This is a genomic window from Spirabiliibacterium falconis (assembly GCF_014885015.1).
Lineage (GTDB): Bacteria > Pseudomonadota > Gammaproteobacteria > Enterobacterales > Pasteurellaceae > Spirabiliibacterium > Spirabiliibacterium falconis.
The window spans coordinates 19,473-33,654 of sequence record NZ_JABMIJ010000012.1; the positions used below are offsets into that span (position 1 = coordinate 19,473).

The 14,182-nt window shown below is 39.5% G+C and carries 15 protein-coding genes; 7 read left to right on the forward strand and 8 right to left on the reverse strand.

Annotated elements, in window-relative coordinates; all coding sequences use genetic code 11:
• Positions 1–6: 6 nt before the first annotated feature.
• Positions 7–1,761 carry a DNA primase gene (gene dnaG / locus HPC40_RS07355; protein WP_208118849.1) on the reverse strand — a complete coding sequence of 585 codons (1,755 nt, stop codon included), beginning with the start codon at positions 1,759–1,761 and terminating at the stop codon, positions 7–9.
• A gap of 109 nt (positions 1,762–1,870) precedes the next feature.
• Positions 1,871–2,086: a 30S ribosomal protein S21 gene (gene rpsU, locus HPC40_RS07360; protein ID WP_013745715.1), complete on the reverse strand. Its 216-nt coding sequence runs from the start codon at positions 2,084–2,086 to the stop codon at positions 1,871–1,873.
• A 213-nt stretch (positions 2,087–2,299) separates the two neighbouring features.
• Here rpsU and tsaD point away from each other — a divergent pair, with 213 nt between their 5' ends.
• On the forward strand, positions 2,300–3,313 hold the full coding sequence (tsaD, locus tag HPC40_RS07365; RefSeq protein WP_208118850.1) for a tRNA (adenosine(37)-N6)-threonylcarbamoyltransferase complex transferase subunit TsaD: 1,014 nt from the start codon (positions 2,300–2,302) through the stop codon (positions 3,311–3,313).
• Positions 3,314–3,330: 17 nt separating this feature from the next.
• Positions 3,331–3,837 (forward strand): DUF308 domain-containing protein, encoded by a 507-nt coding sequence (locus HPC40_RS07370; RefSeq protein WP_208118851.1) that lies wholly within the window; start codon positions 3,331–3,333, stop codon positions 3,835–3,837.
• A 23-nt stretch (positions 3,838–3,860) separates the two neighbouring features.
• Here the strand turns inward: HPC40_RS07370 and plsY are convergent, their stop codons facing one another.
• Positions 3,861–4,475, reverse strand: coding sequence for a glycerol-3-phosphate 1-O-acyltransferase PlsY (gene plsY / locus HPC40_RS07375; protein ID WP_208118852.1), 615 nt, complete (start codon positions 4,473–4,475; stop codon positions 3,861–3,863).
• Positions 4,476–4,570: 95 nt separating this feature from the next.
• Between plsY and folB the strand changes: the two genes are divergently transcribed.
• Positions 4,571–4,927 (forward strand): dihydroneopterin aldolase, encoded by a 357-nt coding sequence (gene folB / locus HPC40_RS07380; protein WP_208118853.1) that lies wholly within the window; start codon positions 4,571–4,573, stop codon positions 4,925–4,927.
• On the opposite strand, the gene HPC40_RS07385 is transcribed toward folB, so the two are convergent.
• The gene (locus tag HPC40_RS07385; protein ID WP_208118854.1) at positions 4,922–5,632 is read right to left on the reverse strand and encodes an HAD-IA family hydrolase; all 711 of its coding nucleotides are present in this window, start codon (positions 5,630–5,632) and stop codon (positions 4,922–4,924) included. The genes folB and HPC40_RS07385 overlap by 6 nt on opposite strands.
• Positions 5,633–5,770: 138 nt before the next feature.
• Positions 5,771–7,189 (reverse strand): aspartate ammonia-lyase, encoded by a 1,419-nt coding sequence (gene aspA, locus HPC40_RS07390; protein WP_208118855.1) that lies wholly within the window; start codon positions 7,187–7,189, stop codon positions 5,771–5,773.
• Positions 7,190–7,369: 180 nt separating this feature from the next.
• On the opposite strand from aspA, the gene HPC40_RS07395 reads away from it, so the two are divergent.
• The 3 genes from HPC40_RS07395 (at position 7,370) to groL (ending at position 9,915) form a co-directional block, all read left to right on the forward strand.
• The gene (locus HPC40_RS07395) at positions 7,370–7,840 is read left to right on the forward strand and encodes an FxsA family protein (protein WP_208118856.1); all 471 of its coding nucleotides are present in this window, start codon (positions 7,370–7,372) and stop codon (positions 7,838–7,840) included.
• A gap of 106 nt (positions 7,841–7,946) precedes the next feature.
• A complete protein-coding gene (locus tag HPC40_RS07400) occupies positions 7,947–8,237 on the forward strand; it encodes a co-chaperone GroES (RefSeq protein WP_208118857.1) in 291 nt (96 codons plus the stop codon).
• A 34-nt stretch (positions 8,238–8,271) separates the two neighbouring features.
• Entirely contained in the window at positions 8,272–9,915 is a 1,644-nt protein-coding gene (gene groL / locus HPC40_RS07405; protein WP_208118858.1) for a chaperonin GroEL, read from the forward strand.
• Positions 9,916–9,961: 46 nt separating this feature from the next.
• Here the strand turns inward: groL and HPC40_RS07410 are convergent, their stop codons facing one another.
• From HPC40_RS07410 to HPC40_RS07420, 3 genes are read right to left on the reverse strand one after another with little or no spacing between them, the layout of a single operon-like run.
• Positions 9,962–11,242, reverse strand: a complete 1,281-nt coding sequence (locus HPC40_RS07410; protein ID WP_208118859.1) for a TRAP transporter large permease — start codon at positions 11,240–11,242, stop codon at positions 9,962–9,964.
• A complete protein-coding gene (locus HPC40_RS07415) occupies positions 11,239–11,766 on the reverse strand; it encodes a TRAP transporter small permease (RefSeq protein WP_208118860.1) in 528 nt (175 codons plus the stop codon). Before HPC40_RS07415 ends, HPC40_RS07410 begins: the two co-directional genes overlap by 4 nt.
• 41 nt (positions 11,767–11,807) lie before the next feature.
• Complete coding sequence (locus HPC40_RS07420; RefSeq protein ID WP_208118861.1) at positions 11,808–12,803, reverse strand: TRAP transporter substrate-binding protein; 996 nt, start codon at positions 12,801–12,803, stop codon at positions 11,808–11,810.
• Positions 12,804–13,041: 238 nt separating this feature from the next.
• On the opposite strand from HPC40_RS07420, the gene HPC40_RS07425 reads away from it, so the two are divergent.
• Complete coding sequence (locus HPC40_RS07425) at positions 13,042–14,181, forward strand: cupin domain-containing protein (RefSeq protein WP_208118862.1); 1,140 nt, start codon at positions 13,042–13,044, stop codon at positions 14,179–14,181.
• Position 14,182: the final 1 nt, after the last annotated feature.

Sequence of the window (14,182 nt, forward strand, 5' to 3'; positions counted from 1 at the left end):
GCTTTCTTACCCAGATGATTTCTGCACGATGAGAAGCTGCGCCAATTCGTATTTTTCGTCATCACTTAACGCTGAACTACGATCTTTAGCTATCAGCTCAGCCATGCGTTTATCAATCAATTGGCTATAAAGATAATTGAGATTATCTTTAAAAGTAGCTTCAATATTGTCATCACTGATTAAATGATCCCACATCGCCAATATTTCAAGGGCTTTACAGTGTTCTTTTCCGCGCCAATGCTCTAAAATTTGCCCTGTACTTAGCCCGACATGCTGCTGGCAAAGTTGCGCAAGTTGATATAATAACTGTGCGCCTGTGTCCTCAAGCGATTTCAACGGCTCAATATCTGGCACAAACGCAATTAATTTCGGGTTTTGCAGCAACAATGCTATCACTAGCCGCATAGGGGTGCGTTTCACACTCGGTTGCACATATTGACCATCAACCGCACTTTGCTTTTTTGTGATTAATAGAGAATTTAATTGCTCGCGATTGAAAACCCCCATTTTGCTGCCCAACATATCAAGCACTTGGCTTTGCAGTACTTTACCAGGAATTTTATTGATGATTGGCTCACAAAGTGCCGCCAATTTCGTTTTCCCCTCTTTGGAGCTGAGATCGACTTGCGAGAGCAGATGATCAAACAAAAAATCAGTAAAACTTTTCGCCTGCTGGACATAGGCTAAAAAAGCCTCTTTGCCTACACTACGAATATAAGAATCAGGATCTTCCCCATCAGGCAGAAAGACAAATTTTAACTGTCGCCCATCATGCAAATGCACTAAGGCATTTTCAAGGGCGCGCCACGCGGCATCTCGCCCTGCTCTATCTGCATCATAGCAACAAACGATTTGCTCACTTGCACGAAAAAGTTGCTGAATTTGCTCGCCCGTGGTAGCTGTTCCTAGTGCGGCAACCGCATTATCAACCCCAAATTGTGCTAATGCTACGACATCCATATACCCTTCAACAACCAGTAAAAAATCCGGATTTTCGTCACACTGCAATGCTTCATAAAGCCCATAAAGTTCATTTCCTTTATGGTAAATTGCCGTTTCTGGAGAATTCAGATATTTGGGTTTTTCATCGCCTAATACCCGTCCACCAAAGGCAATAACACGACCACGTTTATCACGAATAGGGAACATTAAGCGATGACGAAAACGATCGTATGTATTTCCGCGATCATTTTGAGACAACATCCCCGTTGCCAATAACTGCTCACGCTGCTCATGCCCTCTGCCAAATTGCTGAAGCACTGTATTCATCGAATTTGGTACAAAACCAATTTGATAGCGTGCGACCACATCGTCACTTAATCCACGTTGAGCAACATACGCCATTGCGTCTGCGTGCTGCGTTAGCAACTGAGCGTAAAACGTAGCAATGTCGCCCATTAATTGATGTAAATCACGCCGACGTTGATAATTCAAGTGCGGTTTGCCATCCTCTACACGATTTTCCCGTGGCACATCCACGCCCTGAATCGCCGCTAATTCCTCAATGGCTTCTGGAAATTCCAATTTATCAAATTCCATCAAAAAGGAAATCGCATTACCATGTGCACCACAACCAAAACAATGATAAAACTGCTTAGCTTGACTCACTGTGAACGACGGCGTTTTTTCATGGTGAAATGGGCAGCAGGCTTGATAATCACGTCCTGCTTTTTTTAATTTAACCCGAGTGTTGATGAGATCCACAATATCCGTACGGGCGAGCAAATCATCAATAAACGCTCTTGGAATAGAACCTTTCATTGCAAACTCCCAAATGTGAATCTCAAAAATGATAGCATACAATAAAACCGTGAAGCCTAAGCATTCACGGTTTCAATACAGCTTGCCGACAAGCGGCACACGCAATAAATTAGTAAAGACGTGTGTGGCGTGCGTTTTCGCGAGCTAATTTTTTAGCGTGGCGTTTCGCCGCAGATGCTTTTTCGCGTTTACGAATAGTTGTTGGTTTTTCGTAAAATTCACGGCTGCGAACTTCCGCTAAGATACCCGCTTTTTCGCAGGAACGTTTAAAACGACGTAATGCTACGTCAAATGATTCGTTTTCACGTACTTTAATTACAGGCATTTGCCAATCACCTCAAAGGAATTTTGTTATTTTTCATACACATCGCCAACAAATTGACGACAAGACTTGATTAAGGGTTGCAATTTTACTCCAAAATTGCCCGTAAAGTCAAAGCAAAAAGGCAAAATTTAGGCAAAATTCCGTTCATACATAGAGAATACGGCAAAATTTAGTGTAGAATAGCACACTATGAAAACTCATTTTGGACAAACTATGCGTATTCTTGGAATTGAAACGTCATGCGATGAAACGGGCGTTGCCATTTATGACGAAGCGCAGGGGTTGGTCGCCAACCAACTCTATTCGCAAATTGCACTACACGCAGACTACGGTGGCGTTGTGCCAGAACTTGCATCCCGCGATCATATCCGCAAAACCGCACCACTTATTAACGCCGCACTGGCTGAAGCGAATCTAAACGCAAAAGATATTGACGGCATTGCTTACACCGCTGGTCCTGGATTGGTTGGTGCATTATTAGTTGGCGCAAGTATTGCTCGCTCACTGGCATACGCTTGGCAAGTTCCAGCACTTGGGGTTCATCATATGGAAGGGCATTTACTTGCACCAATGCTTGAAGCAAATCCACCGCACTTTCCCTTTTTAGCCCTGCTCGTGTCAGGAGGGCATACGCAATTAGTGCGTGTTGATGGGGTTGGACAATATGAATTATTAGGCGAATCGATTGATGATGCGGCAGGCGAAGCTTTCGACAAAACCGCAAAATTATTAGGACTTGATTATCCTGGCGGTGCAGCACTCTCACGTCTTGCACAAAAAGGCAAAGTGCGGTTTCAATTCCCGCGGCCTATGACCGATCGACCTGGGCTAGATTTCAGCTTTTCGGGGTTGAAAACTTTTGCAGCAAACACCATTGCACAACATACACTTGATGAGCAAACCCGTGCTGATATTGCATTCGCGTTTGAGCAAGCCGTGGTTGATACGCTATTGATCAAATGTCGTCGTGCACTCAAACAAACAGGGCTTAAACGGCTAGTGATCGCAGGTGGTGTCAGTGCTAACCGCACTTTGCGTCAGGCGCTGGACAAGATGATGCAATCTCTTGGCGGTGCAGTTTATTATCCGCAACCGCAATTTTGTACAGACAACGGCGCTATGATTGCGTACGCTGGTTTCTTACGCTTAAAGTGCGGTCAGCAAACAGATTTAAGCATTCAAGTACAACCGCGTTGGGCGATGACTACCCTTGAACCGATTTCTTAAATAACAAAGGACAAATGATGAAAAATTGGCATATTTGGTTAGGTATTGGTATTTTATCCATTCTCTTTGGCATCTTGGCGATAATTAACCCTTTTGCTGCAAGCCTTGCAGTCGAACAATTAATCGCAGGCATTTTTATTGTCATTGGGCTTATTCAACTGTATTCAGCGTGGAAAACGCAGCGTTTTTCGTGGGTTATGCTAGCAGGCTTGGTTGGGCTGCTACTCGGTTTAGTTATGCTCAATAATCCATTGGAAAGTTTAGTGTCATTAACAGTGATGATATCATGCCTGCTACTCTTGCTTGGCACAGCGAAATTACTCGCATCGTGGCGACTACGCCAAACACCTTTTTTTGGCTTTGTCATGTTTTCAGGCTTACTATCATTGCTGATTTCACTGATCATTTTCGCCAATCTCGCTACTGCGGCGGCAACGCTATTAGGGTTACTTTTGGCACTGGAACTCATTTCTAACGGTATTTCACTGCTGACCTATGCCGTTATCATCAAAAAAATGCAATAAAAAAGTGCGGTCTGACCGCACTTTTAGTTGTTATTACCTATTTTCTTTTTTAATTTCGTCCACATTTTATCTTCTTGCCCTCGCCAGAGTCGCTGAATGTTATCGTGGTGACGATAAATCAATAAGCAGCATACCAGCGCAACAGGAAGCGTGAATTCTGGTTTGAAATAATAAACATAAAATGGCACCGTTAGTGCGGTGATAATCGCACTTAATGAGGAATAACCTGTAATCAAAAATACGGCGAGCCAAGTACCAAACATTGTGCCTGCCACTGACCACCCTATTGGTGCAATTGCACCCAATGCGGTCGCCACCCCTTTCCCGCCACGAAAACGGTAATACAACGGAAAAATATGCCCAAGACACGCACCTAATGCTACCATACCCAACTCAAATTGACTTAGCCCAAGATAATACCCCACCCACACTGGCAACATTCCTTTTAGCATATCAAAAATAAGCACTGCCAACGCTGGCACTTTCCCTCCAATACGCAATACATTTGTTGCACCTGGATTGTGTGATCCTGCCGTGCGTGGATCAGGTAATTTCAGTAAACGACAGACAATAATCGCGCTGGAAATAGAGCCGATTAAATAGGCGAAAATCATATAGGTAAGGGCAAATAAGCTCATAATGTTCGATTCCAATTAACGAATTGAGTGCATTATACCTAAATTTAGTGGCATAATCTTGCAAAATGTTGATTAACGTACATGCAGAGGAAAAAATGAACGATAGAGTGGTTATTGAAGGTTTAACCGTATTTGCAAGTATTGGTGTTTATGACTGGGAGCAAGAGATTAAACAACGCTTAGTGCTCGACTTAGAAATGTTATGGGATTGTCAACACGCTGCACACTATGATGATGTGCAGTATTGTTTAAACTATGCCGAAGTCAGCCAATTTATCACAGATTTTATCAATGCGCGCGCATTCAAGTTAATCGAACGCCTTGCCTATGAAATTTGCGATGCACTGCAAGCACGTTTCGGTATTCAAGCCTTGCGCCTAAAAGTGAGTAAGCCAACGGCTGTGGCAAATGCAACCAATGTCGCAGTAATCACCACGCGTGGGCAGTTATAAGAACATTTCTAACTCGGCAATGCGATCAATAACGAGGGTTGGTAATATTCTTGCCTGAGGTGTATTCAAAATATCTTGCGGCGTCAGTCGTAGCCACGCTGCTTGACAACCTGCATTGATTGCACCAGCCACATCGGTAATCAGGCTATCACCGACGTGTAAAATTTCATATGGTTGCACCGCAAAATAGGTCGCCGTTTGCCGAAATAAGTCAGCATGCGGTTTGGCTCTGCCATGCTGTCCACCTCGTAGATAAAGACTAAAGTGCGGTAAATTGATTTGGTGTGGTACAAGGTTACCATTACTGATTGCCGCCAAAGGAAAGCGCACTGCTAGCCGATCTAATATTGCCACAATCTCCGCACTGGCTTTAACCTTATGCCGCCAATGCACGAATTCTGTCATACAATCTAGAAGAATCTGTTGCCCACGCACACCACTAATGCCATGATGATGTAACATTGCCTGTATTGTTGCTACACGCCATTGCACAACATCTTCACACACTAACGGATTACGGCTAGCAATCCAGTTTTTCCATTTTGCCCAATAATTTTCATTAAGTTGTGCCAGCTCACTTTTTTGTTGCAACATCATCAAAAAAGCATGCTCTGCATCAACCATTACTGGCTGATTATCATAAAGGGTATCATCAAGATCAAAACTGATTATCTTAATAGGTGCCAATGTGCGGTAAAAATACATAAACTCCCCCTTCGCATTTTGTTTAGGGTAGCATATCTCCTATTGAGAATAAACGTTCATCCTGGCAGAGCGATTTTGTTTAATGCCATACAAAAAAGTGCGGTTAATACCGCACTTTGAAGATGTTATCAATACAATTTATTCAACATCTTTCGCTTTATACGTTGGGTTCATTAAATTTTCAGGTGAGAGAATGTCATCTAACTGTTCTTCACTTAATAACCCTTTTTCTAATACCACTTCACGCACACTACGTCCTGTTTGTGCACAAATTTTGCCAATGACATCGCCATTGTGATGCCCAATAAATGGATTAAGATAAGTGATAATGCCAATAGAATTAAGCACATAGTTTTCACACACCGCTTTGTTGACTGTAATGCCATCCACGCATTTATCTCGCAAATTGACACATGCATTTGCCAACAATGAAATCGTTTCAAACATGGCTTGCCCAATGACCGGCTCCATGACATTTAATTGTAACTGCCCCGCTTCCGCCGCAAAAGTTACCGTCAAATCATTACCAAAAACTTTAAAGCAGACTTGGTTGACAACCTCTGGTACCACAGGATTCACTTTGGCAGGCATAATGGATGAGCCAGCCTGCAACTCTGGTAAATTGATTTCATTCAACCCTGCACGCGGTCCTGATGACAGTAAACGTAAATCGTTACACACTTTCGACATTTTAACAGCTGTACGTTTCAATGCACCGTGCATCATCACATAAGCTCCGCAGTCCGACGTAGCTTCAATCAAGTTTTTAGACGATGTGCAAGGCAATCCAGTTACTTCTGCTAAATAGCGAGTCGCAAGTGCAGGATAACCTTTCGGGGTATTTACACCTGTACCAATAGCCGTTGCACCAAGATTGACCTCCAATAATAATTGTGCAGTGCGTTCAAGATTTGAGATTTCCTCTTCTAACAAGACAGCAAAAGCCTCAAATTCCTGTCCAACACTCATTGGTACGGCATCTTGTAATTGTGTCCGCCCCATTTTCATGACATTAGCAAATTCTTTGGCTTTATGTTCAAAGCCTTGTTGCAAATAACGGATTTTTTCCACCAATTCCATTAATGAGGTGTACACCGCAATGCGAAAACCTGTTGGATACGCATCATTGGTAGATTGGCTGGCATTCACATGATCCATTGGATCAAGATATTGATACTCGCCTTTTTTATGCCCTAAAATTTCCAATGCGAGATTGGCAATAACCTCGTTCGTATTCATATTCACCGAAGTTCCCGCACCACCTTGATAGACATCTGATGGGAATTGATCTAAACATTTTCCTTCTTGTAATACTTGATCACAGGCTTTGATGATGGCGTCACCAACTGCTTTTGGAATCACTTTTAATTCCATGTTCGCTTTCGCCGCCGCTTTTTTCACCATCACCATACCACGCACAAATGCTGGAATATCTGAGATTTTCGCATTGGAAATCTTGAAATTTTCAACCGCACGCAACGTATGAATCCCCCAATACACATCAGCAGGCACATCACGCTCACCCAAAAGATCTTTTTCTTTTCTAAACTCTGCCATAGCCACTCCTTAATGTTGTTATAAATTAACTCGTTATGAGTACCATTTTACTCAGATTTTTTGCTTGGTCATTCGACATTAATTTATTTTATCCATTATTTTTTTTAATCCAAACTCACCTTGAAAACCGCACTTTTATCCCCATTTATTAATAATGACTATTCAAAGGAGTAACCGCCCATGCCATTTTTGATTTTTTTCTCCATCATCGCGCTTTATATCTATTTAGAATTAACGCTATTAGTGGCCATTGGCAGTGCTATTGGCGTCATCCCGTTATTACTTCTGCTCATTGCCTCTTCTCTGCTTGGATTATTTTTAATTCGGATGCGTGGCTGGTATACCATGATGAAGCTACAACAACAGTTGCGTGCTGGCGAAATTCCTTCGCGGAGTTTATTTCAAGGTGCAATTTGGATTACTGCGGGCGTGTTGTTTTTTATTCCTGGCTTTGTCAGCGACATCCTTGCCATTTTACTACTTCTGCCAACCACGAGCTTATGGCTAGAACATTGGCTCATAAAACGAGTGAAAGGCTTTCGCATTGTGCAACGTTTTGGGCAATTTCAACAAAGGGCAGATGACAATAATGACACTGTTTTTGAAGCAGAATATGCAAAAAAAGCCGATGATGACCGCACTTTAAAATAATTTTATTTTTCCCCTTGAAACTTGTGCAGTATGCCCATATTAAAGTGAGTATCAAAAATTTGACGCATAGCGTCTTGTCTTTTCAACCTATTTAAGGAGTTTTTAAATGAATATTCGTCCATTACATGATCGCGTAATTATTAAACGTGAAGACGTTGAAACAAAATCGGCAGGCGGTATTGTACTGACAGGCTCTGCGGCAACCAAATCTACTCGTGGTAAAGTCCTCGCAGTAGGTAAAGGTCGCATTTTGGACAATGGTCAAGTGCAACCACTTGATGTTAAAGTGGGTGATACTGTGATTTTCAACGAAGGTTATGGTGTGAAAGCAGAAAAAATTGACGGCGAAGAAGTGTTAATTTTATCTGAAAATGATGTATTAGCAATTGTAGAATAATTAAACATAACGAAATCAAAAAGGATTAAAGATTATGGCAGCAAAAGACGTAAAATTTGGAAACGATGCACGTATTAAAATGTTAGACGGCGTGAACGTGTTAGCAAACGCAGTAAAAGTCACGTTGGGACCAAAAGGTCGTAACGTTGTATTAGATAAATCTTTCGGCGCACCAACTATCACAAAAGATGGTGTCTCTGTGGCACGTGAAATCGAATTAGAAGATAAATTCGAAAATATGGGTGCTCAAATGGTGAAAGAAGTTGCCTCTAAAGCAAACGACGCAGCAGGTGACGGCACCACTACCGCAACGGTACTCGCACAAGCAATCGTAACTGAAGGTTTAAAAGCCGTTGCCGCTGGTATGAATCCAATGGATTTAAAACGTGGTATTGATAAAGCCGTGAGTGCTGGTGTGGAGGAATTGAAAAAATTATCTGTACCGTGTGCGGACTCTAAAGCGATTGAGCAAGTGGGTACAATTTCAGCAAACTCTGATAACACTGTCGGCAAATTGATTGCGCAAGCCATGGATAAAGTGGGTAAAGAAGGCGTGATCACCGTAGAAGATGGCAGTGGCTTAGAAGACGAATTAAATGTTGTTGAAGGTATGCAATTTGATCGTGGCTACCTATCACCTTATTTCATCAACAAACCTGAAACAGGCAGTGTTGAATTAGATAATCCATATATCTTATTGGTAGATAAAAAAATCTCTAATATTCGCGAATTACTTCCAGTATTAGAAGCTGTTGCCAAAGCAGGTAAACCGCTCTTTATTATTGCAGAAGATGTTGAAGGCGAAGCATTAGCGACCTTAGTGGTTAACACCATGCGCGGCATTGTGAAAGTAGCTGCAGTGAAAGCACCTGGCTTTGGGGATCGCCGTAAAGCAATGTTGCAAGATATTGCTATCTTAACTGCTGGCACTGTGATTTCAGAAGAAATCGGTATGGAACTTGACAAAGCCACATTGGCGGAACTTGGTCAAGCGAAGCGTGTTGTCATCACCAAAGATAATACCACTATCATCGACGGTATTGGTGAGCAAGATCAAATCAGTGCACGTGTAACACAAATTCGCCAACAAATCGAAGAGTCGACTTCAGATTATGATCGCGAAAAATTACAAGAGCGTGTTGCAAAACTTGCAGGTGGCGTAGCAGTCATTAAAGTTGGCGCAGCAACAGAAGTTGAAATGAAAGAGAAAAAAGCACGCGTAGAAGACGCACTTCACGCAACACGTGCTGCGGTTGAGGAAGGCGTGGTTGCTGGTGGAGGCGTTGCCTTAATCCGTGTCGCAAGCGAACTTGCCAATTTAACTGGCGACAACGAAGAACAAAATGTCGGCATTAAATTAGCACTGCGTGCGATGGAAGCTCCACTTCGTCAAATTGTAACCAATGCTGGTGAAGAAGCGTCAGTCGTTGCACGTAATGTGAAAGATGGCAAAGGCAACTATGGCTATAATGCAGCAACTGAAGAATACGGCGATATGGTGGAAATGGGTATTCTTGACCCAACCAAAGTAACCCGCTCAGCACTTCAATTTGCAGCCTCTATCGCAGGCTTAATGATCACCACCGAATGTATGGTGACCGAACTACCAAAAGCAGATGCGCCTGATATGGGTGCCGCTGGTATGGGTGGAATGGGCGGAATGGGTGGCATGATGTAATCCACTCCTATTGAAAAAAACCGCACTTTAAAGTGCGGTTTTTTTGTTATTGGAAAAGTGATGGTAAAAATAAGGACAGTTGTGGAATATAGGTAATAAGTAGCAATGCGATTAACATAGCTCCCAGCCAACCTAAAATTGATTTTGATAGCTCTGAAAATGCTACATTTCCTACTTGCGAAGCCATAAATAAATTTGCTCCTAATGGAGGTGTGATAAATCCAATAGCCAAATTTACCACCATGATAATTCCAAAATGAACGGGACTGATTCCTAATGTAGTGACTATCGGTAATAGAATAGGTGTTAGAATGACAACAGCGGCCAATGTTTCTAAAAATGTACCTACAATTAAAAGTAAAATATTAATTGCTAATAATATAAAAATTTTATTATCTGTTAATGATAATATAAATGTTGCGATTTGCTCAGGCACTCGATCAATTGTTAGTATCCTTCCAAATGCAACAGATGCCCCGACAATGACTAAGACCGTTGATACTAAAATAGCAGATTCTAAAATGATTTTAGGTAAATCAGATAAATTAAGCTCTTTATAAATAAAAAAACTTAATATTCCACCATAAATAACTGCTACTGCTGCCGATTCTGTTGGTGTAAATTGTCCTGAATAAATTCCTCCTAAAATAATTACTGGTAATAATAATGACGCTTTAGCTTTATTTAAAGCTTGAATTTTTTCCTTCCAAGAGAATTTTGTTAGATGTCCTGAATAGCCCTTATTATATGATTGATAAATAGAATAAGCCAATAAAACCAATGCTACAACTAAGCCAGGAATAATACCCGCCATAAACATCGCAGTTACTGATTCGCCAGCAATGATCGCATAAACAATCATAACCACACTGGGAGGAATAATAACACCAATACCACCTGCTGTTGCAACCATGGAGGCTGCATAAGCTCGATCATATCCACTTTTAGCCATAGCTGGAATCATAGATAATCCTATCGCGGCAACTGTCGCCGAACCTGTTCCTGATATAGCACTAAAAAATACACAAGCAATAATTGTGACAATACCTAAACCTCCTGTATAATGCCCAAAGAAAGCCTTAGCGACATGCAATAATCTTTCTGATATACCACCATGACTCATTAAATTTCCAGCAAGAGTAAACAAGATTACAGCCAATAATGTAAAAGAGTCTAAACTAGATATTAATCCTTGAACAAAAAATTGAAAATTAAGAAACGGCATAAATAAGATCGCAATAATACTAGCACTACCTAATGCGATGCCGATGGGAACACCAATTAACAACAAAAGTAAAAATGAACCAAATAATATTTCTGCTGTCATAATTCCCCCTGATGATAAATACTATGTTTATTATTATCAGCCTGACTTAGTATTAATTTTACTTTTTTAGCAATTTTTGGAGCTAATCTTAAAACACATAAAACTGCACTAATAACTACTGAAGCATACAAAAACACAACCGAAATTTCCATTGCAGGTGCTATTTGCCCCAATGAAATACTTTTTATACATATCAAATAACCAAAATAAGCAACAATAATTGAATATAGCATAAAAACAATATCAGCCAACATCAATAAAAACTGTTGTAACTTATACGGTAATAAGTCTAAAAATAGAGTTACTCTTATATGACGTTCATCCCTAATAGCATAACTAATGCCTAAATATATCGCCCATACAAACATATATCGCGACAACTCACTAAACCAAGCTATACTAATATCAAACGGTCTTAAACCAACCATCAAAAAAACAAGAATTGTTAATAGTCCTACAGATAGTACTATAAAAAAAGGCTCAAAAAATTTTTCAATAATAAAAAAAATCTCTGATATTTTCATATTGCAATAGGCTCAGTTACTGAGCCCCCTCCACAATTATATTATTGTTCTGAATTTATTTTTTTTAAAACATAATCATATAATTCTTTTCCTGCTTTTTCCTTAACTTGTTTAGAGATCGAACTATTCAATTTTTCTTTAAGAATTTCTTTCGTGTCTTCAGGAACGTCATTAATCTCCATTCCTTTATTTTGTAACACATTAAGCGTTTCTTGATTTTTTTCTTTAGATAATCTTCTCTGTAATTTGATAGTATTTTTAATTTCGCTACTTAATAAATTTTTCTGCTCTGGGTTTAAGCTTTCCCAAAATTCAAGACTTGTAAAAAACACATGATTTGTATAAATATGCTTTGTTAATGATAAATATTTTTGTGACTCATAAAAACGCTGAGTTAATATTGAAATAAGTGCGCTTTCTTGTCCGTTAATTAAACCTTGTTGTAAGGAAGTGTAAATTTCTCCCCACGCCAAAGGAATCGGTAAAAGGCCAATAGATTTCCATGCGATAATTTGTGTAGGGTTATCAGCAGAACGAATTTTCAGTGTGTTAAAGTCGTCTAGTGTTTTTAAAGGATGAATATTATTAGAAAAATTTCTAAAGCCAACCTCTCCATAGCCAAGCCCATAAAAATGTTTTTTTTCCATAGCTTTCAGTAGCTTTTGACCAACTTCACCATCTAATACTGCATGAGCATGTTCTTCATCTTTAAATAAATAAAATAAGTCTAATACATTAAATTCTGGGATATATGGTGATAATAAAACAGAAGCCGCTGTTGTCATTTGGATGTTATTATGTTGTACCATTTCTGTGGTTTCTCTCACTCCACCCAATTGCCCAGAAGGATAAATTTGTACATTAAATTCGCCATCAGATTTTTGCTCTAACTGTTGTTTAAAAAATAACAATGATTCATGAAGTGGTGAATTTTCTTGGCTATCATGTGCTATACGAAAATCAATTGCTGAATATACATTCATTGATATTAATGAGCCTAATAGTGCCAAACACATTGATATAACTGATTTTTTCATAAGTTGTCTCCCTTAATTAACCATATGATTTATCAATAAAATTGAGAATAACCTAACACTCTAATCTAAAGTCTAGTAACATTCTCAAAAAAAGGATATACCACAAAATGTTAATTTTTGTTACATTTTTATGTAATTAATTAAATTAATGTTAATTTGATCACATTTTTTAACAAAAAGACTTCTAAAAATATCGTTTTATGTTTAAGTTAGAAAAAAACATAAAAAAGGAGACAAAATGAAACTATCTCAACAACAAGCTAACGAACGATTGATAAGAAAACAAGATTATTCCGCATGTACAGAAGCATTCTTAGATTGTAGATTACCTGGATCTGTACCAAAGGAGAATTATTCATTGATTGGACCTGGCGTTACACAAAGTAAATCCCAAGTGATTAATTTAAAAGAACCACATGGGTTTAATATCGGTGCAGCTGCAATGCCTCATGGTATAACCAATAATTTGCATATTCACTTTACTGCTGAAGTTTTTATGTGTTTAAGAGGACAATGGAAGTTTCGCTGGGGAGCCAAAGGAGAACAAGGCGAATTTATTGCTAATAAATTTGATATTTTATCCGTTCCTACATGGATATTTAGAGGTTTTACAAATGTAGGAGATGATAATGGTTGGTTATTTACCTGCTTAGGTGGTGATGACACCGGGGGTGTAATCTGGAGTCCTGATATTATGGAAGCAGCAAACAAAACAGGACTCTACTTAAGTGAAACAAATGAGCTTATAGATATAAAAAATGGAGATAAACTCCCAGAGGGAGTTTCATACATAAAACCGTTCCCTAAAACTGAAGTATCAAAATTGCGTAAGTTTTCTTTCGAAGAAATGAGTAGTTATATTGTTACTAAAAATGAACGAGTTTTTTCACATAATGCGCTTTTAGATAGTATTCTAGAAGGACACAAAAGCGAGATAGCTCCAGTAATTGGCTTTGGTATAACACAAGATAGAAACCAGCAGCCAAAAATTGTTAACCCTCACGGATTTACTATTGAATGGCTAAGAATTAAGCCAAAGCAAAAAGTTGGACCATTTAAAATAGAGCCAAAAATGGTTTTAATTCTTATGAGTGGTAATGCTCATTTAACTTTTAATATAGATGAGCCTACTGCTCATGTCAGTATGTCAGAAGAAGATACATATTCTATCCCGCAGAATGTCTGGAGAACGATAGAAAATATCAGTGAAGATCATGATGCTGAATTTATTGTGATTACGACTGGAGATTCTCGAAAAAGACCTGAATTTTCACCTTCTATTGTCCAAAGTGCACAAAGATCAGGCTGGGAAACGGATGCAAATGGCTATATTGTTCCAACAGGATTGATAATAAATAATCATTTATTAAAAGGCTAAT